21 protein-coding genes are annotated in these 22,053 nt (G+C 38.7%); 18 read left to right on the forward strand and 3 right to left on the reverse strand.

What is annotated here, in order from left to right:
• The first annotated feature begins 51 nt into the window (after positions 1 to 51).
• The 12 genes from EAF07_RS00610 (at position 52) to EAF07_RS00665 (ending at position 9,529) form a co-directional block, all read left to right on the forward strand.
• A complete protein-coding gene (locus EAF07_RS00610; protein WP_121834364.1) occupies positions 52 to 231 on the forward strand; it encodes a hypothetical protein in 180 nt (59 codons plus the stop codon).
• The gene (locus tag EAF07_RS00615) at positions 224 to 463 is read left to right on the forward strand and encodes a hypothetical protein (protein ID WP_121834365.1); all 240 of its coding nucleotides are present in this window, start codon (positions 224 to 226) and stop codon (positions 461 to 463) included. Before EAF07_RS00610 ends, EAF07_RS00615 begins: the two co-directional genes overlap by 8 nt.
• Positions 460 to 1,362, forward strand: a complete 903-nt coding sequence (locus EAF07_RS00620; RefSeq protein ID WP_121834366.1) for an ABC transporter ATP-binding protein — start codon at positions 460 to 462, stop codon at positions 1,360 to 1,362. Before EAF07_RS00615 ends, EAF07_RS00620 begins: the two co-directional genes overlap by 4 nt.
• Complete coding sequence (locus EAF07_RS00625; protein WP_121834367.1) at positions 1,337 to 1,687, forward strand: hypothetical protein; 351 nt, start codon at positions 1,337 to 1,339, stop codon at positions 1,685 to 1,687. Before EAF07_RS00620 ends, EAF07_RS00625 begins: the two co-directional genes overlap by 26 nt.
• Position 1,688: 1 nt before the next feature.
• Positions 1,689 to 2,081 carry an ABC transporter permease gene (locus tag EAF07_RS00630; RefSeq protein ID WP_183121625.1) on the forward strand — a complete coding sequence of 131 codons (393 nt, stop codon included), beginning with the start codon at positions 1,689 to 1,691 and terminating at the stop codon, positions 2,079 to 2,081.
• Entirely contained in the window at positions 2,082 to 3,176 is a 1,095-nt protein-coding gene (locus EAF07_RS00635) for a sensor histidine kinase (protein WP_121834369.1), read from the forward strand. It begins immediately after the preceding gene.
• Positions 3,173 to 3,769 carry a response regulator transcription factor gene (locus EAF07_RS00640; protein WP_121834370.1) on the forward strand — a complete coding sequence of 199 codons (597 nt, stop codon included), beginning with the start codon at positions 3,173 to 3,175 and terminating at the stop codon, positions 3,767 to 3,769. Before EAF07_RS00635 ends, EAF07_RS00640 begins: the two co-directional genes overlap by 4 nt.
• 539 nt (positions 3,770 to 4,308) lie before the next feature.
• Positions 4,309 to 6,132 (forward strand): beta-glucoside-specific PTS transporter subunit IIABC, encoded by a 1,824-nt coding sequence (locus tag EAF07_RS00645; protein ID WP_121834371.1) that lies wholly within the window; start codon positions 4,309 to 4,311, stop codon positions 6,130 to 6,132.
• 11 nt (positions 6,133 to 6,143) lie between these two features.
• The gene (gene ascB / locus EAF07_RS00650; protein ID WP_121834372.1) at positions 6,144 to 7,547 is read left to right on the forward strand and encodes a 6-phospho-beta-glucosidase; all 1,404 of its coding nucleotides are present in this window, start codon (positions 6,144 to 6,146) and stop codon (positions 7,545 to 7,547) included.
• 79 nt (positions 7,548 to 7,626) lie between these two features.
• Positions 7,627 to 8,199 (forward strand): DJ-1 family glyoxalase III, encoded by a 573-nt coding sequence (locus tag EAF07_RS00655; RefSeq protein ID WP_121834373.1) that lies wholly within the window; start codon positions 7,627 to 7,629, stop codon positions 8,197 to 8,199.
• Positions 8,192 to 8,746, forward strand: coding sequence for a DJ-1 family glyoxalase III (locus EAF07_RS00660; RefSeq protein WP_121834374.1), 555 nt, complete (start codon positions 8,192 to 8,194; stop codon positions 8,744 to 8,746). Before EAF07_RS00655 ends, EAF07_RS00660 begins: the two co-directional genes overlap by 8 nt.
• A 12-nt stretch (positions 8,747 to 8,758) precedes the next feature.
• Entirely contained in the window at positions 8,759 to 9,529 is a 771-nt protein-coding gene (locus tag EAF07_RS00665; RefSeq protein ID WP_121834375.1) for a MurR/RpiR family transcriptional regulator, read from the forward strand.
• Positions 9,530 to 9,597: 68 nt separating this feature from the next.
• Here the strand turns inward: EAF07_RS00665 and EAF07_RS00670 are convergent, their stop codons facing one another.
• Entirely contained in the window at positions 9,598 to 11,862 is a 2,265-nt protein-coding gene (locus tag EAF07_RS00670) for an ATP-dependent Clp protease ATP-binding subunit (protein WP_121834376.1), read from the reverse strand.
• A gap of 341 nt (positions 11,863 to 12,203) precedes the next feature.
• Between EAF07_RS00670 and EAF07_RS00675 the strand changes: the two genes are divergently transcribed.
• The 3 genes from EAF07_RS00675 to EAF07_RS00685 all read left to right on the forward strand — a co-directional run bounded on the left by EAF07_RS00675 (position 12,204) and on the right by EAF07_RS00685 (position 14,431).
• Positions 12,204 to 12,434 carry a DUF1797 family protein gene (locus EAF07_RS00675; RefSeq protein ID WP_121834377.1) on the forward strand — a complete coding sequence of 77 codons (231 nt, stop codon included), beginning with the start codon at positions 12,204 to 12,206 and terminating at the stop codon, positions 12,432 to 12,434.
• A 580-nt stretch (positions 12,435 to 13,014) separates the two neighbouring features.
• The gene (locus EAF07_RS00680) at positions 13,015 to 13,695 is read left to right on the forward strand and encodes an amino acid ABC transporter permease (protein ID WP_121834378.1); all 681 of its coding nucleotides are present in this window, start codon (positions 13,015 to 13,017) and stop codon (positions 13,693 to 13,695) included.
• Between the two features lies 1 nt (position 13,696).
• Positions 13,697 to 14,431 (forward strand): amino acid ABC transporter ATP-binding protein, encoded by a 735-nt coding sequence (locus tag EAF07_RS00685; protein ID WP_121834379.1) that lies wholly within the window; start codon positions 13,697 to 13,699, stop codon positions 14,429 to 14,431.
• A 284-nt stretch (positions 14,432 to 14,715) separates the two neighbouring features.
• Here the strand turns inward: EAF07_RS00685 and pgfM1 are convergent, their stop codons facing one another.
• Positions 14,716 to 17,595, reverse strand: a complete 2,880-nt coding sequence (gene pgfM1 / locus EAF07_RS00690) for a glycosyltransferase PgfM1 (protein WP_121834380.1) — start codon at positions 17,593 to 17,595, stop codon at positions 14,716 to 14,718.
• A complete protein-coding gene (gene pgfS / locus EAF07_RS00695; protein ID WP_121834381.1) occupies positions 17,596 to 18,555 on the reverse strand; it encodes a glycosyltransferase PgfS in 960 nt (319 codons plus the stop codon). It abuts the gene before it with no gap.
• Positions 18,556 to 18,668: 113 nt separating this feature from the next.
• Here pgfS and EAF07_RS00700 point away from each other — a divergent pair, with 113 nt between their 5' ends.
• The 3 genes from EAF07_RS00700 (at position 18,669) to trmFO (ending at position 21,739) form a co-directional block, all read left to right on the forward strand.
• Positions 18,669 to 19,079 (forward strand): peptide deformylase, encoded by a 411-nt coding sequence (locus EAF07_RS00700; protein ID WP_121834382.1) that lies wholly within the window; start codon positions 18,669 to 18,671, stop codon positions 19,077 to 19,079.
• 651 nt (positions 19,080 to 19,730) lie between these two features.
• A complete protein-coding gene (locus EAF07_RS00705) occupies positions 19,731 to 20,243 on the forward strand; it encodes a GNAT family N-acetyltransferase (protein WP_121834383.1) in 513 nt (170 codons plus the stop codon).
• A 155-nt stretch (positions 20,244 to 20,398) separates the two neighbouring features.
• The gene (gene trmFO / locus EAF07_RS00710; RefSeq protein WP_121834384.1) at positions 20,399 to 21,739 is read left to right on the forward strand and encodes a methylenetetrahydrofolate--tRNA-(uracil(54)-C(5))-methyltransferase (FADH(2)-oxidizing) TrmFO; all 1,341 of its coding nucleotides are present in this window, start codon (positions 20,399 to 20,401) and stop codon (positions 21,737 to 21,739) included.
• The last annotated feature ends 314 nt before the right edge of the window (positions 21,740 to 22,053 follow it).

The raw sequence follows: 22,053 nt of genomic DNA on the forward strand, positions 1-22,053 counted from the left end.
GCTCTGCTATTTTTCAGTAGAATAACAGTATCAAAAGAAAGGACTATTACAATGAAAAGAAAAATGTGTTTTGCTCTTGTGATGATGATTTTAGGAACATTGGTTGAATATTATACTCACTTTTTTACGGATTATGCGAGTGTGTTTTACGGTATGATTGGAATAACGTGGGGATTATTTGGGGGCTTAGGTATCCTAGATAGAGATAGTGGGAGAAAACATCATGATTAAGAGGATAACAGTCAGACAACTCTGTCAAGTGATGAAGTGCAATCTGATTTTAGGACTCATCATCCTTACAATCGCTGGCGCTCTCATCAGTCTGATGGTTAAGGCATCTGGAGTACGTCCTTCGCAACCTCTGATCTGGGGAATGGGAACGATTTGGTTTTTACTATTTTTACGCTATGGTTTAGGGTCTATGATTGTTAGTCACGAAAAGAAAGGAAGTGATCAGGTATGACCAAGGTTATTGAAGTGAGCAATCTTAGTAAGACGATTAAAGGCAAGTCTGTTTTGACAGATCTTCGTTTTACGCTTTATCAGGGAGACTGTGTGGCTCTGATTGGCCCAAATGGTGCTGGGAAAACAACGCTCATGTCTTGTTTGTTGGGGGATTATCGGACAAAGGCTGGTCAGGTGACGGTATTAGGTTTAGCTCCAACGGATAACATATTGAAAGAAAAGATTGCTGTTCTCTTTCAGGACAATGTTATCGAAAGTGATTTGAAAGTTAAAGAAATCCTTGCCTTTCAACGGGCGATTTATCCAAATCCCTTATCTGAGGAAGCTATTGATGATTTACTTGGTTTTAGTCCTGCTCAAAAAGAACAGTTTGCGGATAAATTGTCTGGCGGGCAAAGACGCCTGCTGTCTTTTGTCAAAATCTTAATTGGGCAACCAGACATCATTATTTTGGATGAGCCGACAGCTGGTATGGATACTAGCACTCGTAAACGTTTCTGGGAAATTGTTGGAGAGTTGAAAAAGGCTGGCAAGACTATCCTCTATTCGTCCCATTATATTGAAGAAGTGGAGCATACCGCTGAGCGGATTTTATTGTTGAATCAAGGAAAATTGATTCGTGACACGACTCCTTATGACTTGCAGCGGGAGGATCAGGAAAAATGCTTTAGTTTTCCTGAGAGCTATTTAGCTAGCCTGACGGATTGTCCTTTTTACGATGTTGCTATCAAAGCAGGGCGTGCAACCGTGATGACCAAGGCACCGGAGCAGGTTTTACAAGCCTTATTGAAGGGCAACTGCCCTGTTTCTGCCATTGAAATGACGAATAGAAGTTTACTAACAACCTTATTTATGAAAGCAGGTAATGACGATGACACGATTGACAGCTTTGCTTAAACGGGAGTGGCTTTTAGCCATCCGCTCTTGGAAGTCTCTGATATTGACCCTGGGAATGCCTGTTGGCTTCTTCCTTCTTTTTTCGGCAACCAATGATGTTTCAGACTTGCCGGTGGCTGTTCAAAATCAGATTTTTAAACAGGTCTTAATGATGATGACCATTTCATCTGTTTTAAGCCTTGTGTTTTACAATCTCCCCTATTTACTCCAAGAAGATCGGATGAGAAATCGGCTGAAAGCTATTTTGCACACGCCTGTGACCTATTGGGAATATTATCTGGTGAAAACCTTGCGACTGCTTTTTTTTCTTTGGGATTTCAATTAGTGTGGTATTTACTGTAGGTTATGTGGTGAAGGATATTCAGATGTCGCTGGTTGAATGGGTGATGTCTATTGTGCTTATCTTACTGGGGACATTTTTAATGTTGCCGCTAGGTATTCTACTAGGGCAAATCAAGTCCAGTGAAACCTTGTCCCTCTTTTCAAATCTTTGCTACATGGGGTTGGCTATTTTAGGTGGTTTATGGTATCCGATGGAATCATTTCCAGCTTGGTTACAAAAAGTGACGAAACTGACCCCAACCCACCATTTTCTTAATCTCTTAGTGTCTTATTACGATAAAGACTTTTCTTGGCGCTCACTTGCAATTCTTACTGGTTATGGGATAATACTGTTAGGAATAATCGCCTTGATTAAGAAGAGACAGGATGTGTATTAGATGTTTTACCCTTTTCAGAAAAATTTTCTTCCGTACTATGTCGGATTAGTTTTTGTTAGCTTTCCTCTCTTGGGCTTGAAATATTTTGGCTATCCCATGTGGACGTCACCGTTGACGTTTTTATTTGTTGTGGCGTATATGGGACTCGTTCATCTAAAGCCGAGACATCGCTTCTTAGAAGAAGTCTTCTGGCATTACCTTTTGTTTTATATTGTCCTGATGTCCTCTGTTGTTAACGGCAACATGATGTGGTTCTTTTTCTTTCCTTCTAATCTTTTGGTTTGGCGGTTTGAAAAAGGCTGGCGCTCCTATCGTGGGTATTCCTTATTAGTTGCTATTTTGATAATGATTGGAGTTTTCATCACCTATTCTCCAACCATGACGGATAAGGTGGCAATTGTTTTAGTCACCCTCTTTATTTTAGGAATGACAACGTTTCAAATGCAGACCAGAGAGGAAGAAGCGTTAAAAGACCTTCTTTATCGTCAGAGCCAAGAAAACCAAGTTCTGGTTGCGGAAAATGAACGCAATCGCATTGGCCGTGATTTGCATGACACCTTGGGTCACACCTTTGCCATGATGAGCCTGAAAACGGAGCTGGCGCTCAAACAATTGGATAAGGACAATATAGAAGCTGTGCGAAAAGAATTGGAAGAGATCAATCAAATTAGCCGCACAAGTATGCAGGAGGTGAGAACCCTTATCAATCATCTCAAATACCGTAGTTTGGAAGAAGAATTGCTCGCTTTACAAGAATTACTAACCATGTCTCATATTGAGGTTAGCCTGGATAATCAATTAGAAGGGGAAGTTCTTCTCCCTATGGTGTCATCCAGTTTAGTCATGATTTTAAGAGAATTGGTGACCAATATTATCAAACATGCTGAGGCTAGCCAGTGCCAGATTTGTTTAAAGCGTGACAACGGAATTGTAGTGCTGGTTTCTGACAATGGCAAAGGTTTTTCAAGTCTAACGGGAACAGAATTACACTCTGTCAGGGAACGTTTAACCTTAGTCTCTGGGGAGATGGAGATTGTCTCACCCAAAGCGCCTACCTTGATTCACATTCGTTTAGAAGAAGGAGTTAACGCATGAGAATACTATTAGCTGAAGACCAATCCATGCTCCGAGATGCGCTGTGCCAACTGTTACTTATGGAAGAAGATGTTGAGGCTGTTTTACCAGCTAAAGATGGAGCAGAAGCGCTAGCCATGTTACAAAAAGAAACTGTCGATGTGGCTATCCTTGATGTGGAGATGCCTGTGAAGTCTGGGCTTGATGTCCTTGAGTGGATTAAAGCTAATAGCGCTACCAAGGTCATTATCGTGACGACCTTTAAACGGGCGGGCTATTTCCAACGAGCAGTGAAAGCGGGTGTGGATGCTTATGTTCTAAAGGAGCGCTCCATTTCAGAGTTGATGGCAACCATTCATAAGGTGCTTGCGGGTGGGAAGGAATATTCGCCTGAACTTATGGAGACGATCGTTCAAGAAGAACAGCTGCTTAGTGCGCGTGAACGTGACGTCCTCAAACTGCTGGCCAAAGGCTTGTCAAACAAAGAAATCGCTAGCCAGCTTTATCTCTCTGACGGTACGGTGAGAAACTATGTCACATCACTAATGACAAAACTCGGTGCCAATAACCGCACAGAAGCCGTCCTCATCGCAACGGAGAAGAATTGGCTGTGACTGTTTAGATACGATAAAAACCCGACTAAGGTCAGCTCTGGTTTAGAAGAGCTGAACTTTGGTCGGGTTTTTGTGTATGAGAAAATAGAGGAATTTGTATTAAAGTGACAGTTGATACAGTAATTAGCGATAGTAGGGAGTGTTGTTGAGATTTTAAATATGTGATGGCGATGAAACGTTGGTAACGATAAAATAATGATTTCTTAGTATATGGTTTTTCATTTTATAAACATTTAGTGTTTTTATTAGTATTATCTTCGACTAGCACTTATTCTAATACGATGTGTCTTAGGAAATGAAACAGAATATACAGAATTCAATTCCTTTGTAGAAAAAAGCAACAATCGAACATTGTTAAGTTATCAGCTGAATCTTACTGAACATCTTGTGCCAGTTTTTAGTGTTTTTATAATAAGTAATTTTGAGAGTATTTTCTTCTTTAGGTGTTTTTTTCCAAAAAATGAAAATCCATTGTAAAAAGAAAACGTTTTAGTTATGATTGAAACAAACCTAGGTAAAAACATTAGGAGGTACTCATTTTGAGTAACAATAGAGAAACTGCAAAGCAGATTATTCAAATCATTGGTGAAGAAAATATTACATTTATGACACATTGTGCAACTCGTCTGAGATTAAATGTTACCAATGAAAGTACAGTTGACTTAAATGCTCTTGATCAAGTTGAAGGAGTCATTAAAGCACAAGTAAAAAATGGACAACTTCAAGTTATTATTGGAGCAAAAGTAGCTCAAGTTTTCGAAGAAGCTTCAAAACTAGTGAAACTTTCAGATGATCAAATTGAAAGTACTGAGGTCAAGAAAAATATCATTTCTCAACTTATTGAAGTTATTTCAGGATGTTTTGGACCAGTTATACCAGTTCTCATTGGCTGTGGTATGGTAAAATCTGTGGCAGCTATTTTAACGACATTTAAATTAGTAGAACCGACCAGTGGAACTTACCAAGTTATTGCCCTAATCGGGGATTTATTATTCTATTTCTTCCCATTCTTTTTGGCAGTGAGTGCGGCTAAGAAATTTAAAACTCATGAATTTTTAGCAATTGCTCTAGCGGGTGCATTGATGTATCCCACAATTCAAAATGGTGCGTTAAATGCTGCAGAGAGTGGCATTACAAGTCTATCATTTCTTGGTTTACCAGTGCTCTTTGTAAACTATAAGTCAACTATCATTCCTATTATTTTAAGTGTTTGGATGATGTCTTATGTGCACAAGTGGGTCAATAAAATTATTCCAGATACTTTTAAAGTTTTATTTGTTCCAATGATTGTACTATTTATCATGGTACCACTGGAGTTGATAGCAATTGGTCCTTTTGGTAGCTATATTGGTCAAGGAGTTGCTAAAGTAGTTAGCTACCTCTACACTACTAATGGTGTCATTGGAGCATTCCTATTTGGTACTTTCCGTCCATTACTAATTATTTTTGGTATGCATTATGCCATTACTCCAATCAACGCCCAATTGATTGCTGAATATGGATACTCTGTTATTTCTCCAGCTAATTTGACAGGTAACCTAGCTCAAGCTGGTGCGACATTGGCAACATTCTTACTACTTAAGAAAAAGACAGAAAAAACGGAAGCGTTGACAGCTGGTGCAACAGCACTCTTTGGTGTTACTGAGCCAGCTATGTTTGGATTTAACTTGAAATATAAAAAACCAATGATCTGTGCAATGGTTGCTGGTGGTATTGGTGCCGCCTACATTAACTTTTGGGGCGGTGGAGCGACTGCAGTTATTTTACCTGGTCTCCTAGCTCTGCCTACTTATATTGCTGATAACTACATTCATATTATTATTGGTATCTCAATCAGTATTGCGACAGCATTCATTGGTACACTTGTTTTAGGAATTGGTGAAAAAGAAGCGACTAAAGAAGATGTTATTGAAATCCATACAGATAAACTTGACGTTCTTCCATTTGCAAAAGGTTCAGTCCTTCCATTGGAAAAAGTGAATGATGCTGTTTTCTCAACTGGTGTCATGGGGAATGGATTTGCTATTGAACCCTCAGAAGGTAAAGTAGTTGCCCCATTTAATGGCAAGGTATCAATGGTATTTGAAACCAAACATGCTATCGGGATTCGTTCTGATAATGGTGTCGAAGTGCTGATTCATATTGGATTAGATACAGTTAATTTGAAAGGTAAGCACTTCAACGTTTATATTCAAGAAGGTGATACTATTGAAAAAGGACAATTATTAGTTGAACTTGATCTTGAAAAACTGAAAGAACTTGGTTACGATACGATTATTCCATTTATTGTAACAAATGGTGCTGAGTTCTCTAAAGTTACACCAAATATTAGTAATGAAATGGTTACAATTGATTTGGTATAAAAGGAGCAGTTATGACATTTCCTAAAAATTTTCTTTGGGGAGGTGCAGTAGCGGCAAATCAGGCAGAGGGCGCTTATTTAGAAAATAAACGCTCTCTATCTGTTATGGATGTAGTGCCTCTCGGAAATCAAAGATGTGCAATCAAGCAAGGATTTATAGATTATCGAACAGTTGATACTGAATCAGCGTACTACCCAAGTAGAACTGGAATCAAATTTTATGAGAAGTACGAAGATGATATTAAGTTATTGGCTGAGTTAGGTATTAAATGCTTTAGAATGAGTATTTCATGGACTCGACTATTTCCAACTGGCATTGAAGCTTCTCCAAATCAAGAAGGTTTAGACTTTTATAGGAAAGTATTCGAGTTATGTCAATCGTATCACATAGAGCCATTAGTAACTATTAGTCATTTTGATATCCCACTTTATTTGGTCGATAACCTTGGTGGTTGGAGAAATCGAGAAATGATTGCTCATTATACAAAATATGCCAGGGTACTATTTGAAACTTATAAAGACTTAGTTCAGTATTGGATAACCTTTAATGAAGTCAACGTCATTCTCCATAATTCCTTCTCTGGAGGTGGGCTAGAATTGATGGGGAAGGAAAATATTTCTCAAATTCGCTATCAAGCTGCACACAACCAATTACTAGCAAGTAGTGAAGCTATAAGAATAGCTCATGAGATAAATCCTAATAATAAAGTTGGCTGTATGCTAGCTGCTGGTGATTATTATCCCTATTCATGTCATCCACAAGATGTGATGATGGCACTTGATAAAAATAGAGAAAGCTATTTCTTTATTGATATCCAATGCCGCGGTAAATATCCTAATTATGCCAAACGAAAATTTGAAGAATTAGGAGTTAAACTCGACATCCACGAAAATGATGCTAAAATTTTGTCAGATAATACTGCGGACTTCGTAGCATTAAGCTACTATACCTCTCGTTGTATTTCACATAATAAACAAGATGAAACAGCTTCTAATTTAATGACATCAGTGAGAAACCCATATATCAAAAGTAGTGATTGGGGATGGCAAATTGATCCTCTTGGTTTACGGATTACCCTGAATACGCTCTATGATCGTTATCAAAAGCCACTATTCATTGTTGAAAATGGATTAGGTGCTAAAGATGCATTAGTTGATGGTTTTGTGCAAGATGATTATAGGATTGATTATTTATCCCAACATATCGACATGGTTGAAGAAGCTATCAAAGACGGTGTTGAAATAATAGGCTATCTCGTATGGGGAGTCATTGATTTAGTTGCTGCATCGACTGGTGAGATGGACAAACGTTACGGTCTGATTTATGTAGATGCAAATAATAAGGGAGAAGGTTCTTTTAAACGATACAAGAAAGCTTCTTTTGAATGGTATAAGAATTTAATCAGTCAAAAATAACTTTTTCCAGAATTTGGAAAAAGCTTCTAAAGTCAAATGTAAAATGATACACTAAAGAAAAAATGAAAGTAGGTAAAGTATGGTAAAAGTAGCAGTATTAGTTGCTCCTGGATTTGAAGAAGGAGAGACATTAACGATTGCAGATATTGTTCGTCGTGCAAATATTGAATGTGATCTAGTTGGAACAGAAGAAAACGTAACTGGTGCACATGATATTACTTTGAAGTGTGACAAAGTGATTGATGATACGCTTTCATCAGAGTATGATATGGTTGTGTTACCGGGAGGAAGACCAGGGGCTGATAACCTTAGAGATAATGAGTTGGTTATTAAAGCAGTTCGAGAAATGGATGAAAATGGTAAATGGGTGGCTGCAATGTGTGCGGCACCGATTGCTCTTGAAAAAGCCGGTATTTTAGAAGGTCGCGACTTTACAGGATACATCGGTTATGGAGAAGTTATCAAAACTGGTAACTTTAAAGAAGATATTGTTGTTGTTGATCGAAACCTTGTAACGAGTCGAGGTCCAGCGACTGCCTATGCGTTTGCCTATGCACTTGTTGATGTACTTGGTGGTGATTCGATTGCAGTTAAAAAACGCATGGTTTATACAAATTCATTTGACGTAGAGGAGGATAAAATTTATGGCTAAAGTAGCAGTATTGATGGCAGAAGGTTATGAAGAAGGGGAAACTCTTACCATTGTTGATATTTTGCGTCGAGCAGAAATTGAAACAGCTACTTTCTCTTTTGGGGAAGAATTTGTAAAAGGAATGCACAACATGTACATTAAAGCTGATAAAGTTTTCAGTGAAGAGGTCTATGATTATGATGTTGTTGTATTACCTGGTGGAAGACCAGGTGGTGCAAATTTATTGGCAAATTCTGATGTTATCAAATTGGTTCAGAAGTTCAATGAAACAGAAGGTAAGTATATTGCCGCCATGTGTTCGGGAACAGTTGTCCTTTCAGAAGCTAAGGTTATTGACGGTAAAAATGTAACAGGCTATACTGGATATGAAGAAAAATTAATTGGTGGGAATTTTAAACACGATGTTGTTGTATTCGACCAAAATATTATCACTAGTCAAGGACCAGCTACTCCATATCCATTCGCTTATAAAATAGTGGAAGTACTTGGTAAAGATACTTCAACTATGAGAGAACGTATGCTATATCATTTTGCTGGTGGTCGTTAGAAAAGGAATAAAATGATTTACGGAAAAATACCTGTTGTATTTTTAGGATTACTAGCTAGCGAGAAGAGTGGTTCCACAAATAGTATTATTGCTTCTTACATACTGGACAACTTAGATGATATGAAGAATATTGGCATTCAACAATTTGCTGAAGAATGTAATGTGTCTAGCTCATCTATTTCTCGTTTTTGTAGAGATATAGGACTAGATAGTTTTTCAGAATTAAAAATGCTCTTGACCCAAGCAAATTTAAAAAAAGGTCCGGAAGCGAGTAATGGAGATTTTGCTGAGAGAAAACGTGCTTATACTGGACAAACAATTGATGGTATTCAGCAGGTTTCAGATTCTCTTTCTGAAAATCTCATCAATGAATTAGTTCGAGATATCTATGACTATAAGGAGGTTGCTGCATTTGGTTTAATGAAAGCAGAAACTGCTGCGGTGATTTTGCAAAGTGACTTACTTATGTATGGAAAAAAGATATTTACTAATATATCATTTAAAGAGCAGATTGATTATTTACTAGAAGCAGATGAAAATAAATTAGTGATATTATTCTCATTTACTGGTTCATTTTTTGATTACACATCGCTTAAACCATTTTTAAAGAAGGCAAGGCATCCTAAAATTTGGATGATAACTGGTGGAAATGTTTGTGCTCCAACTTTTGTGCATAAGTGCATTAGGTTTTCTTCAAAGCAAACTCATTTTGAACATCCCAGTCAGCTTGATTTTGTAGCGACTATCATTGCTCAAGAGTATAATCATCAACTTAACAGATAGTTGTTTTAAATAAAACGAACCCCTAGTAGTCTCAATTGAGATTATTAGGGGTTCGTTTTTAGCCATATTTAGTCTTCAATCACTGTTTCAGCGACTTCAACTTTTTTACCAGATTTAATGATAATATTACCATTTGAACTCATTACAGCTTTGAATTCTTTTTCAGTTGGGTTTTCGAGATAGAAGTCTGTGATGGCATCTTCGATGTGATCTTGAATGGTGCGACGCAGCGGACGTGCCCCCATCTTAGGATCGTAGCCAAGGTCAACCAGTTTTTCTTTGACCTTATCTGTTACAGAAAGGCTGAGACCGTTGTGGCTGAGGCGTTCATTGACACTATCAAGCATGAGGTCAACGATAGAAAGGAGGTTTTCTTTGCTGAGGGCAGAGAATTCGATGATACCGTCAAAGCGATTCATGAATTCTGGGCTGAAGAAGTCTCCAAGTTGTCCAAGAACGGAATTGGTACGGCCTTCTCGAGCAGCACCAAAGCCAACAGAAGCTTCGACTTTACCAGTACCAGCATTTGAGGTCATGATGATAATGGTATCCTTGAAGCTCACCGTACGTCCTTGACCATCTGTGAGGCGACCATCATCAAGGACTTGTAAGAACATGTGCATGACATCTGGGTGAGCTTTTTCAACTTCGTCAAGAAGGATAAGTGAATAAGGGTTACGGCGCACTTTTTCAGTGAGTTGTCCAGCTTCTTCATAACCGACATATCCTGGAGGGGCTCCTACGAGTTTCGCAACGGCATGTTTTTCCATGTATTCAGACATATCAAAGCGAATCATGCTGTCTGCAGAGCCAAAGAGCTCAATTGCTAATTGCTTAGAAAGTTCTGTTTTACCAACCCCAGTTGGTCCGACAAAGAGGAAGCTACCGATTGGACGGTTTGGTGAACCGAGACCAACACGGTTACGGCGAATGGCTTTGGCAATCTTATCAACGGCATCGTCTTGACCGATAACGTGTGATTTCAAATCACTAGCAAGATTGATGAGCTGGCTTTGTTCTTTCTCCTTCAAATCACCGACAGGGATATTGGTTTTTTGCTCAATAATAGCCTCAATGTGTTTTTCAGTGATGACTGGCATATCTTGGTCGGTAATGGTTTGCTGCTGCATTTCTTTGTATTTAGCAATTTGATCACGGAAGTAGGCTGCTTTTTCAAAGTCTTCATCGCGTGTTGCTTGAGCTTTGAGGTTTTCAGCTTCCACAAGACGTTTGTCAATATCTTTAGGATCAACAAAGTTGAGGGTTAAATTCATTTTTGAACCAGCTTCGTCCAAGAGGTCAATTGCCTTATCAGGCAAGAAGCGGTCTTGAATGTAGCGGTTTGATAATTCAGCTGCAGCAACGATAGCATCATCGGTATATTTGACGTGATGGTAGTCCTGATATTTTGGTTGGATACCACGCAAGATGGTGATGGTTTCTTCAACAGAAGGTTCGTCAACTTTGACAGGTTGCATACGGCGTTCAAGTGCAGCATCTTTTTCGATGATACGGTACTCGTTGAGTGTAGTAGCACCAACCATTTGCAATTCCCCGCGAGCAAGGGCTGGTTTCAAGATGTTGCCAGCGTCCATATTGCCATCACCAGCAGAACCAGCACCAACGATTTCATGAATTTCATCGATGAAGAGAATGACATCCTTACGACTGCGGATTTCCTCCATCAATTTTTGCATGCGTTCTTCAAATTGCCCACGGATACCAGTCCCTTGAACGAGGCTAACGACATCAAGGCGAATCACTTGTTTACCTTGAAGTTTTTGTGGCACGTTACCGTCCACGATTTTCTGAGCAAGGCCTTCGACAACGGCTGTTTTACCGACCCCTGGCTCACCGATAAGGACAGGGTTGTTTTTGGTACGACGGTTTAGAATTTCGATCACACGGACAATTTCTTCGTCACGTCCAATAACAGGATCAATGTCTCCGTTTCGTGCAATGTCAGTCACATTCACACCGAATTCCTCAAGAAGGCCTTTTGGCTGCTGAGGCGCTTGTTGGCGTGCACCTTGAGGGCGATTAGGATTCCCACCGCCATTACCTGCTCCGCCATTGCCACCAAAACGTCCAGATTGAGTTTTTGGCGCATTTGGCAAATCAGGATTGAAGGCGCGGAAGTTATTGAGGTCACCAAAGAAATCTTCTAAGAAGGGATTTAGTGAACCTCCGTGTAGGAACATATCAGGTTCCCCAGAACCAGATTTCATGATTTGATAACAATGTTGGCAGAGGTCAACCTTTTTTTGTTGGCCATTAACATTAGTATAGAGATGAATGCTAGATTCATTAAGGTTACAATTTTGACATAGCATAATGAAGTACCAAGTTGAATAGTTTTAGAATCAACTATTCACTTTCCTTTCGTTTGGAAATAAGGAACCAAACTTTGATTAAAGGTCAAATTTGGTCAATGTTTATGATTTCATTATAGCACTCTAAACAAACAATGCAAGTAAAAAGTACGAAAAATTAGCAGTCTTTGATAGAGAGTGCTAAAACTATTATTTTTCCGTTTGAAGCTACTCTGATTCCTTTAGAAAGATCAACAAATTATTACATTTTCTATGAAATTCATTATCTTTTCTTGTTTATTTGTCCGTGTTTATGATAAAATAAGAGAGACGATAAATAGAAATAGGAGTTATTATATATTATGGAATCACATTTGGTAAGAATTATTAATCGCCTTGAAATGATGGCGGCTGATGGAGGCACTTTGAAGCGTAATTTTGAGCGTGACGGTGTCGTTGTAGCAGAAGTATCATTTGCTAACGATCCTGAAAATGGTCCAGTTTTCACATTACGTGATGTTGCGGCGCGTGAGTCTTATACGTTTGATAGCATTGACTTGATTGCGATGGAAATCTACGATTTACTGTACTAATTAACGACGAAACTCTCCTGAATGGGGAGTTTTTTGGTATTGATATCTCAAAAGTATTTTTGTGATGGGAAGGATTAGTATTATCTTGAACTTAGAAATGGGAGAGCGAAGAAAGTCAAGATTATGAAAAATTGGCTTCTGTCCACTCTCAGCCCTATCTTAGAAACTATAGCTAGGCGCGGCAAACAGAAAAGAAGTCCTGTAGAGAATGTTAACGGTGCCTTTAACAGCTCTTTTTCTAACCTCAAAAACTCTTCTAGGATTTTTTGAGCACCTCATATCCTCTCAGGTTAAGTGTTGAAAAACAAGAGCTATGACTAGCCCCAAATGATTTGATAGTATTCTTAATTTTTGCATAATATAGAAATATTTATTAATTTAAGCGAAATTAAATGTAAAATTAAGGTAAAATTTATTGAATTAATATTCAATTTTTGATAAACTATAAAATGTTCATTTTCTAGAATGATTTAGAAAGTAATTTAGGTTTAAAGAAAGGAAATAACGTTTTCGTAGAAGATAGTGCAGATGTTTAGTGATTAAACCTTGTCACTGTTTTCTGGGAAAACGTGGTATGTGTATGGATTTTTCATTTTTGGCTAAATATTGGTCTTATTTTAATTATGGGGCTGTTGTCACAATTATTATTTCAGCCTGTGTGGTTTTCTTTGGGTCGATCATCGGTGTGTTGATTGCTCTTGCGAAGCGTAGCAACATCAAGGTCTTGGATTGGATTGTGTCTTTCTATGTCTGGATTTTCCGTGGGACGCCGATGGTGGTTCAGATTTCCCTTGCTTTTGCCGTGATGCATTTTGGCAACCTGCCAATCATCCCCTTCGGCGTTTTAGACATGGATTTGTCCCGCTTGGTTCCAGGTATCTTGGTCATTTCACTCAATAGCGGAGCTTATATCTCTGAGTCCATCAGGGCAGGGATTGAGTCTGTTTCAAAAGGTCAGCTTGAGGCAGCTTACTCGCTGGGCATCAAACCTTTAAATGCCTATCGTTATGTCATTATGCCACAGGCTCTTAAAAATATCTTACCAGCGCTCGGAAATGAATTTATTACGATCATCAAGGATAGTTCACTCTTGCAAACGATTGGTGTCATGGAGCTTTGGAACGGTGCACAGTCTGTTGAAACAGCGACCTATTTACCATTTGAACCAAAATTATTTGCTGCCTTTTATTATTTGATTTTGACAACAATCTTGTCAGCAATTCTTAAAAAATATGAAAACTCTTTGAATGGAGGAAAGTAACGTGACAGAAAGTATTATTTCGATTAGAGACTTGCATAAATACTTTGGCAAAAATGAGGTCTTAAAAGGCATTGACCTTGATATTGAGCAAGGAGAAGTTGTTGTGATTATTGGACCTTCTGGTTCAGGGAAATCAACCTTTTTGCGCACCATGAATTTACTTGAAGTACCGACCAAAGGGGCGGTAACCTTTGAAGGTGTTGACATTACAGATAAGAAAAATGATATTTTCAAAATGCGTGAAAAAATGGGAATGGTTTTCCAACAATTTAACCTCTTTCCAAATATGACCGTTCTTGAGAACATCATTTTGTCCCCAGTTAAGACAAAAAAAATCAGTAAAGATGTGGCTGAGCAAAAGGCCTACGACCTTCTTGATAAAGTTGGGCTCCGTGATAAGGCTGACGCGATGCCAGCTAGTCTTTCTGGTGGTCAACAGCAACGTATTGCTATTGCACGTGGTTTGGCAATGGATCCAGATGTTTTATTATTTGATGAACCGACCTCTGCGCTTGATCCTGAAATGGTTGGTGAAGTGCTGACAGTTATGCAGGACTTGGCAAAATCAGGGATGACAATGGTTATCGTCACTCATGAAATGGGCTTTGCCCGTGAAGTTGCAGATCGTGTCATTTTCATGGATGGTGGTGTTATTGTAGAACAAGGAAGTCCTGAAGACATTTTTGGAAATCCTCAAGAGGCTCGTACTAAAGATTTTTTGAGCAAGGTATTGTAAGATTATTTATGTGATGACTATATGGCTTCAAGCTAGATTTCTTAGAGCAAAACTAAGAAATTACTAACTATAAGCCATTAAGACAAAGGGCTGAGTTGCAGACAGCTCAAAAGGTCCAAGTGAACTTTTGAGAATCTAGAAATGGGGAAAGCAGACTTTCTCTCAAAAAGTATGGCAAGCTGAAAGTGACGATGTATTACAGTTGATACAATTGACAATACATTGGTGAGTAACGATTTTACGCCCTATTATAAAAACCTCGCAAATCGCGAGGTTTTTTGGTATTAATTTTTTGTTTTCTTCTTATCTATTAAGAATAGGGAGAAGAGGGAGAGGACAGATATGATGGAAATGAATGTGCCAGTTGTCAGCCCCTGTGCTTTAAAGATAAGTTTAATTTTGTGCTCTCCTTGTGTGATTGGGAAGGAAAGGAGACTTCCCCAAGCTTCGGTTGTCTTGACTTCTTTACCATCAACAGTGACTGTCCAGCCCGGATTGTACGGAATGCTGGTCATCATCAATGTACTATCGTCTGTAATGGTGACTGAACCATCAATTTGAGTATTGGTCATTTTATCAACAGTCATACTCTGTGCTAGACGATTTGTCATCACTTGTTGGATAGCCTCGGTATCTGCTCTAACCAAGGAATAATTGGTTAGGTTAATTTCATCTTCAGATGACGTTGAAATCTCAAAAGTGATTTGTTTACCGGCTTCTTGGTGGGCAATTTGCCAGAGTTGAACTTGGTCAAACATTTGAGTGTAGTTGTACCATTGTCCATTGAGCATGATGTTCATTTTGCCCATTGATTTACGAAGAGAGTAAGGCGCTTGGAAGTAATAGGTCCAATTTGTCTGTGGCACAAAGGCAAATGAGATTTTTCCAGGTTTATTTTTATCCAAGCGGCGATAAATCTTTTGCCCATTACTGCTGTCAAGTTCAAGGTTGTCTAGCTTAATGTCATTGAAAGCGGCATGAACAAAGAAATCATAATCTTGCCCTGACATTGATTTGAGGATAATATTTTGATTTGAGACAGGATTGTTAGTCCCAAATTTGATATTATGTGTCACGTCATTTGTTCCGTAAGCTAGGCTAATCACATTCGGATTTTCATAGTACAGGAAGGTATCGTCTTCCTTGATAAGGTTGTAATAGCTTGCAATGTCTTTACGGGCAGATGTTTTACTAAAGAAATGTGATTTAGGATGTTGTTGAACATCTTCATTGGTGTAAGGTTTTCTGGCGACATGGTAGCGAACACCGAAGATGGTGTCAGTCAGAATTGTCCCATTGGTATAGAAAGTTGAAGCATTTCCTCCCATATCGCCCATAGAAGCCATCAAATTGATGGTAGAGCGTTCAAGGCTGGAAGAAAAATTGCTGAGACTGTTGTAGGAACCAAGAACTGGATCGTTTTTTGAGTAGAAAAAGTCTGTTCCAATGCGATAAAAGGGTTGATCTGACAATTCTTCAACGGTATTTCCCAAAGTATCCAATTTAACAGCTAAATCGCTAAACTTATAGGCGTCGGTATAGCCAATTCTTGATTGAGAAATATAGGCGTTTAGTCCAAGCTCAAAAATAGTGATACTAGCTAAGACGAGGCGGCCGATACTTTTGGGTTTATAGGTGTAAAATAGCAGAGCTGACAACCAGGTTAAACCAGTTAAGGTGACTTGTGTCAGTAAATAACCTTGTCTGATAAGGAAGAAACTCCCTACTGTAAATCCAGCACCAAATAAGATGTGAAGAGATTTTTGCCAGAAGTGTGCTTTGCTATTGAACCAATAAGCACAAGAAATAAGGAGAAAGAGTAAGCTAAAGAGTGCTAGCACTGTAAGTGTATTTTTTCCAACCCAGTCGGTCAGAGCAGGTAGTTGCTTATCCTCAAGAAAGGAGAAATCGTGTGTAGCAACATAATAGAGGCTAGCGCTGGCTAGTCCCGCACCAATCAAGGTATCATACCATTTTACTCTGTGACTATTTTTAAGAACCTGATAAGCCAGCAAGACCATGAAAAATGAGAAAATCCAAGAAAAACGATAGAAGAATCCCGCAGGATTTTGCCCCATGTGCCAGATTTTACTGGTAAATTCATGAACAAATGACAGGAAGAAGATGGTTGTGATAAAGCTAAAACCAATTTTCCGTGTCCAATGCACCTGAGCATAACGGAAGAAATAGATGAATCCGAGGAGTGCTAGAGCCCCAACATAAATATTTGGCAAATTAGGTCCAGCTGGCCAAGACTCATTGTCAAAGGCGCCGATGGTTAGTTTGGCTAGAATATCAAGTGGGTTGATTTGTAGCTTCCATTCAAAGAGCATGGGAGCATTGTAAGCTCCTTTACTGCGTAAGAGATTTAGGATAATCGGATAAAGGGTGACAAAGGTTGATGTCGCTGCAAGGACAGAGTAACCAACAACTTTGAAGAGAGGAAAGAAAAACTGCTTTGCTTTTTCTTTGATAGTACCCTGCTCTGCCCATTTTGGTAACATATAAGCAATAGCATAAAGTGCGACAAAAAGGCAAATCATGTAGCCCATATAAAATTGCAAAAGCATTGTAAGAGCAAGGGTTATTGCATATTTAAAGGGTTTGCCACCATCTAACGTTTCTTCCAAATATAGAATAACCAGTGGAAGCATAATCATAGCATCATAAAAGATGGGATTCATCTGATAGGAGACTAGCATACCAGAGAGAGCATAAGAAGCTGCCATGAGAGGCACCAACCAGGTCTGCCCCTGAAGTGCTTGATAGCGTTTGATAAGCAAGTGACTAAAGGTTAGTCCCATGAAGCCGTAGCGTAAGGCAATGGTAATAACGACTGCCCATTTGAATTGACTGAGTGGTAGTAAAATGTAAAAGATGTTAAAGGGACTCATTAGGTAATAACCTAAAACCCCAATCATTTCACCACCAATGGATTTTTCAAAAGAATAGAGAAAGGCAGACCAGTCACCTGTGAGAACCGTTTCTTTAAGATAAGCATAAAATCCGATATATTGCTGACCAAAATCAACAGCCATCAGGCTTTTATTGCCAAAGGGAAAGGCGCCGTTGGCTGCCCAAACAAGGAGCATGATAAGGATGGGCAGACTGAAACTTGCTAGGTAGGTCAGTCCTTTTTGATGTTTGTTTAGGAATTCATTCATTTATCCTTGTCCCTCCTGATTTGCTCTGTCAATATTTGATTTGTTAACGATATAATGAGGACGGCGCTTGACTTCATAATAAATTTTACCAATGTATTCCCCTAAAATTCCGATGGAAATGAGCTGGACACCGCCAAAAAGAATAATGGCTGCAATGGTGGTAAAATAACCACTCACACTAGATTCAGGGTGCAACAGTTGTTTAGCTAATTCCCAAAAAAGGTAGATAAGGGCAAGGCTGGTGGAAGCAGCACCGAGTTGGACACAGAAGCGCAAGGGTTTATCATTAAAGGAGATAATACCCTGCATGGCATAATTGAGCGATTTTCTAAAGCCAAATTTACTTTTACCAGCTTCTCGAACATGATTTGGGTAAGGGATGACTTTTTCTTTGAAGCCAATCCATTCGTAAAGTCCCTTATTAAAGCGATTATATTCAGGGAGTGAGGTAAAGATGTCAACTGCTTTACGGCTGAGTAAGCGAAACTCTGATTTTCCATCCTGTAGTTTGACATCCATGAGATGGTTGGAGAGGCTATAAAAGGCGCGTGCAAATAAAGTTGAGGCAAAGGCCTCTCCAGAACGGTCACGTTGGCCACTGACAATATCATAGCCTTCGTCATAAGCTTTGACAAACTCTGGGATGAGACTAGGTGGGTGCTGGAGGTCACCATCCATGACAAGTACTGCATCACCTGTTGCATAGCGAAAACCAGCTAAAATACCGCCTTCGCGCCCAAAATTACGGCTAAAGCTAACATAGCGAACATGTGTATCCTGCTCCGCCATTTTTTCCATCAATAAAAGCGTCGTATCTGTCGAACCATCATCAATGTAGAGAAGTTCATAGTCTGTGATTTGATGTGGTATCATACCATCTAGAACTTTTTTGACTTCAGAATGAGTCTTTTCAATCATTTTTTCTTCATTTAGAAAGGTAATAAGTACGGTTAATTTCAAAAGTAGAGCTTCCTTTCACGTGTATCACTATTATTTTATCATAAATACATTCTAAACCCTTAAATGAACTGTTTTCCGAACATAATGATATAATGAAGAGAAGGGAGTTTATCATGATAAAACCGATTATTACAGATACTTTTTTTCTTGCGCAGCCATCTTTAGAAGCAACAAAGGATGATTTGCCGTTAGGACAAGATTTGCGCGATACCCTTGCTTTTCACCGTGAGGCTTGTGTGGGCATGGCAGCAAACATGATTGGCGTTAAAAAGCGTGCCATTATTATCAGTATGGGCTTTGTGGACTTGGTGATGTTTAATCCTGTGCTTTTGGAAAAAGCTGGCGCTTATAAGACAGAGGAGTCCTGCTTATCCTTAACTGGCAGCCGCCAGACAACGCGTTACAAAGAGATCACCATTAGCTACCGCGATGAAAAATGGATGGCGAAAACGCTGACGTTGAGAGACTTACCAGCCCAAATTGTACAGCACGAATTAGACCATTTAGAAGGTGTTGTGATTTAACAGCTTGTAATGGAGGAACATGGGGTAAATGAGTATATAGAAAAACTAGTTTCCATGAAGAAACAGGGGAAGAAGAGTTAAAGACACAGGATAATAAGTTGATGTGTTTTTTAATTTTATAGGCAATTGTCAAGTAAAGTCAATTAGTTTTTATTTAGTATTTTTGTTAGCACTTCTCCTAATGTGGTGTGGGGCGCTCAAAAGGTCTGGGAGACCTTTTGAGGTGGGAAATGAAGCTGACGAAGTCAGTGTCAGAACCTCCCCTCCAACGGAGTTCCATTCCTTCTTGGCAAGCCTAGGTCTCATTCGCTCCCAGGTTTCTAAGCTCAGGCTGAAACTGTCCACTGGACAATTTCACCCCCACACACTAAAACTTATTAGTTTTAGTGTGATCACCACTGCGGAAAGTGCTAGTTGTGGCGACTTCGTCGCTCGTAATGATTGCAGAAAATACTAGCAATAAAATATTATAAAACAACCATATATTGAAGAGGAATTCATTGTGACTGAGACATTTTATCTTAAACGAGTTTACTATTTTAAAGCTAAAACACTATACCACCAGAAAGTCGATATAGAAAAAATGATACAATAATACTAATATTGAGTGAAATAAATTAGAATTTAGCTAAATATGAGAGATGATTTAAGATGATAAGTTTAGAATTGATGTCCAAAGAAAATAGTATTGATATCTATTTTTTTGAAAAAGAGAATCAAAAGTATTTTGAGCAGAATTTGCTTCCTAGACCGATTAATTATTTTGATTTATTGAGTTTTAAAGAAATGACAAATGAATTGTTGGTGGAACAAGATAATCACGAAGTTTATATGCACCTTATAAGAGATTTTCAAGGTGTTATTGTTGGAAGAATCAATTTAATTGTTGATGGTAATGATAAAAAAACAGCTGAACTTAGATATAGAATTGGAGAACATTATACTAATTTAGGTTATGCAAGTGAAGCAGTTAAAATTGTTTTAGATAGAGCATTCAATAGTTATGGTTTAAATAAAATTATTGCTGGAACAGCAATAGATAATATTGCCTCTAAGAGAGTGCTTGAGAAGAATGGGTTTATATTTAGTAAAATTATAGAAAATGATTTGCAAATTAATAATAAATGGATTCATACAGAAGTATTTGAGATAACGAATTTGTAGCGTATTACTATGTTGAGGCATGGGACTTATTCTATTGTGAAAAATCATCAAAAATTTGATGAGAACCCTATCTAATGAAGTGTCCGAATCGTAAGAATGGGATTTTTTTGTTATAATAAGTCAGTATCAAATTAGAAAGATTGAGGTATTAGTGATTGTCTCAAGCAACATATATTAACGTTATTGGAGCAGGTCTTGCTGGCTCAGAAGCTGCTTATCAAATTGCCAAGCGTGGTATTCCTGTCAAGCTCTATGAAATGCGTGGGGTCAAACCAACGCCACAACATAAAACAACAAACTTTGCAGAATTGGTCTGCTCAAACTCTTTCCGTGGGGATAGTTTAACCAATGCGGTTGGGCTCTTGAAAGAAGAAATACGTCGCTTAGATTCAATCATCATGCGTAATGGTGAAGAGCACCGTGTTCCAGCTGGTGGTGCGATGGCGGTGGATCGTGAGGGCTATGCTGAAGCTGTTACAGCGGAAATTGAAAATAACCCTCTGATTGAAGTCATTCGTGGAGAGATTACAGAAATTCCTAATGATGCCATCACAGTCATTGCGACAGGTCCGTTGACTTCAGATGCCCTAGCTGAAAAAATCCATGAATTAAATGGTGGTGATGGTTTCTATTTTTACGATGCCGCAGCACCAATTATTGATAAAGCAACGATTGACATGACAAAGGTTTACCTTAAGTCACGTTATGATAAAGGCGAAGCAGCTTACCTTAACTGTCCGATGACCAAGGAAGAATTTATGGCCTTTCATGAGGCTTTGGTTAATGCAGAAGAAGCTCCGCTTAATTCCTTTGAAAAAGAAAAATACTTTGAAGGTTGTATGCCAATCGAAGTGATGGCTAAACGTGGGATTAAAACCATGCTTTATGGGCCTATGAAACCAGTTGGTTTGGAATACCCAGAAGATTATGAAGGCCCTCGTGACGGTGACTTTAAAACGCCGTACGCAGTCGTTCAACTCCGTCAGGACAATGCAGCCGGTAGCCTTTATAATATCGTTGGTTTCCAAACTCATCTTAAGTGGGGAGAACAAAAACGTGTTTTCCAAATGATTCCAGGTCTTGAAAATGCAGAATTTGTTCGTTATGGTGTCATGCACCGCAACTCTTATATGGATTCGCCAAATCTTTTGACACAAACCTTCCAATCACGCACCAACCCGAATCTCTTCTTTGCGGGGCAAATGACAGGTGTAGAGGGCTATGTGGAGTCAGCAGCTTCTGGCTTAGTCGCTGGAATCAATGCTGCGCGTTTGTTCAAAGGTGAAGAAGAAGTCGTTTTCCCACGCACAACTGCTATCGGAAGTTTGCCATATTATGTGACGCACACAGAGAGCAAACATTTCCAACCGATGAACGTTAACTTTGGTATCATCAAAGAACTTGAAGGACCACGTATTCGTGATAAGAAAGAACGTTACGAAGCGATTGCTGAGCGTGCTTTAGCAGATTTGGAAAGTTATTTGGCTGCATTATAGGATAAGAAAACTCGAGTTGATAAGTCAGCTCGTTTTTTTGTTACCTAATATTTTTATTAAAGCTAACAGGGTAATTTCTAAATAAGATAGAAATAAATAGAGAGTGCCAATACAAAATAAGAACAATAATGGTAATATTAAAAACTCTTAAAATGATTTTAGATGAATATTTTTTGTTCATTTAGGTACTTTTTGAACAATCAGTTTTCCATTATGAAAAGTGCTAGAAGATTGCTGTGATTATTTAAAAATGGAATAATGACAAGACTTTTTGAAATTTCTTTTTCGTTTACCTTCCCATAGTTATGGTTATA

The sequence above is a fragment of the Streptococcus hillyeri genome (assembly GCF_003686955.1).
Lineage (GTDB): Bacteria > Bacillota > Bacilli > Lactobacillales > Streptococcaceae > Streptococcus > Streptococcus hillyeri.

What these genes read in the sequence shown, in the direction of transcription:
- EAF07_RS00610 (WP_121834364.1), top strand. Translation starts at nt 52, where the DNA reads ATGAAAAGAAAAATGTGTTTTGCTCTTGTGATGATGATTTTAGGAACA.
- EAF07_RS00615 (WP_121834365.1), top strand. Translation starts at nt 224, where the DNA reads ATGATTAAGAGGATAACAGTCAGACAACTCTGTCAAGTGATGAAGTGC.
- EAF07_RS00620 (WP_121834366.1), top strand. Translation starts at nt 460, where the DNA reads ATGACCAAGGTTATTGAAGTGAGCAATCTTAGTAAGACGATTAAAGGC.
- EAF07_RS00625 (WP_121834367.1), top strand. Translation starts at nt 1,337, where the DNA reads ATGACACGATTGACAGCTTTGCTTAAACGGGAGTGGCTTTTAGCCATC.
- EAF07_RS00635 (WP_121834369.1), top strand. Translation starts at nt 2,082, where the DNA reads ATGTTTTACCCTTTTCAGAAAAATTTTCTTCCGTACTATGTCGGATTA.
- EAF07_RS00640 (WP_121834370.1), top strand. Translation starts at nt 3,173, where the DNA reads ATGAGAATACTATTAGCTGAAGACCAATCCATGCTCCGAGATGCGCTG.
- ascB (WP_121834372.1), top strand. Translation starts at nt 6,144, where the DNA reads ATGACATTTCCTAAAAATTTTCTTTGGGGAGGTGCAGTAGCGGCAAAT.
- EAF07_RS00655 (WP_121834373.1), top strand. Translation starts at nt 7,627, where the DNA reads ATGGTAAAAGTAGCAGTATTAGTTGCTCCTGGATTTGAAGAAGGAGAG.
- EAF07_RS00660 (WP_121834374.1), top strand. Translation starts at nt 8,192, where the DNA reads ATGGCTAAAGTAGCAGTATTGATGGCAGAAGGTTATGAAGAAGGGGAA.
- EAF07_RS00665 (WP_121834375.1), top strand. Translation starts at nt 8,759, where the DNA reads ATGATTTACGGAAAAATACCTGTTGTATTTTTAGGATTACTAGCTAGC.
- EAF07_RS00670 (WP_121834376.1), bottom strand. Translation starts at nt 11,862, where the DNA reads ATGCTATGTCAAAATTGTAACCTTAATGAATCTAGCATTCATCTCTAT.
- EAF07_RS00675 (WP_121834377.1), top strand. Translation starts at nt 12,204, where the DNA reads ATGGAATCACATTTGGTAAGAATTATTAATCGCCTTGAAATGATGGCG.
- EAF07_RS00680 (WP_121834378.1), top strand. Translation starts at nt 13,015, where the DNA reads ATGGATTTTTCATTTTTGGCTAAATATTGGTCTTATTTTAATTATGGG.
- pgfM1 (WP_121834380.1), bottom strand. Translation starts at nt 17,595, where the DNA reads ATGAATGAATTCCTAAACAAACATCAAAAAGGACTGACCTACCTAGCA.
- EAF07_RS00700 (WP_121834382.1), top strand. Translation starts at nt 18,669, where the DNA reads ATGATAAAACCGATTATTACAGATACTTTTTTTCTTGCGCAGCCATCT.
- EAF07_RS00705 (WP_121834383.1), top strand. Translation starts at nt 19,731, where the DNA reads ATGATAAGTTTAGAATTGATGTCCAAAGAAAATAGTATTGATATCTAT.